This is a genomic window from Streptomyces flavofungini (assembly GCF_041028215.1).
Classification (GTDB): domain Bacteria; phylum Actinomycetota; class Actinomycetes; order Streptomycetales; family Streptomycetaceae; genus Streptomyces; species Streptomyces flavofungini_B.
Map to the genome: position 1 here is coordinate 1 of NZ_JASKYR010001351.1, position 989 is coordinate 989.

At 74.9% G+C, this 989-nt stretch carries 1 protein-coding gene; it reads left to right on the forward strand.

The features are described 5' to 3' along the window. The coding region (locus tag AB8Z36_RS40990) for an ROK family protein (RefSeq protein WP_369218422.1) at positions 1–919 on the forward strand (919 nt) is incomplete at its 5' end. Positions 920–989 lie beyond the last annotated feature (70 nt).

Sequence of the window (989 nt, forward strand, 5' to 3'; positions counted from 1 at the left end):
CATCGGCGCCGAGGTGGGCGTGGACCACCTCGCGGCCTGCGCGGTCGATCTGCGAGGTGAGGTACGCGTGCGTGCCGTGCGGCAGGCAAACAACCGCGACCGCTCCCCCGGGCCGGTGCTCCAGGAACTCGCCGCGCTGATCCGGACGGTGAGTGCCGAAGCATGTGAGGCGGGTCTGACACCGGCGGGCCTCGCGGTCGCCGTACCCGGGCTCGTCGCCCGTGACGCACGAACGGTCGTACGCGCGCCCAACCTCGGCTGGCGGGACGTCGACCTCACACCGCTCCTCCCCGTCGAGCTGCCGCTCACGGTGGACAACGAGGCGAACTTCGGTGCCCTCGCGGAACTGTGGCTCGGCGCGGAGACCCCCGAGGACTTCCTGCATGTCTCGGCGGAGATCGGCGTGGGCGCCGCGCTGGTGGTCGACGGACGGCTGTTGCGCGGGACACGCGGGTTCGCCGGCGAGCTGGGCCATGTGCCGATATGGCCGGAGGGCCCCGCGTGCCCGTGCGGCGGTCGGGGGTGTCTGGAGCAGTACGCGGGCCAGGAGGCAGTACTGCGGGCCGTCGGTCTGGGGCAGCGGGAAGACCGGGTCGGACTGCTCGCGGAACGCGCCGACGCGGGCGACGAGGCGGTGCGGCGGGCATTGAGCGACGCGGGGACGGCGCTGGGCATCGCGCTCACGGGAGCCGTCAATCTTCTGGACCCCCGAGCCGTGGTGCTCGGCGGCGCGCTCTCCCATCTCGCGCCTTGGCTGCTCCCCTCGCTGGAGCGGGAGCTCGCCGACCGGACGGCGGGGCGCGCCTGCGGGGTGACGGCATCCGCGCTGGGCCCGGACGGGCCCCTGCTGGGCGCGGCGCACTCGGTGGCGCGGGCCGTGCTGGATGATCCGGTGGGGGCGGGCGCGGGGGGTGGTTGAGCGAGCGGACGTCTGCGGCGCGGGCCTTGGCGGGTCCGGCGGTCGGCGTGTCGGCATCTCGGTGCTTCGG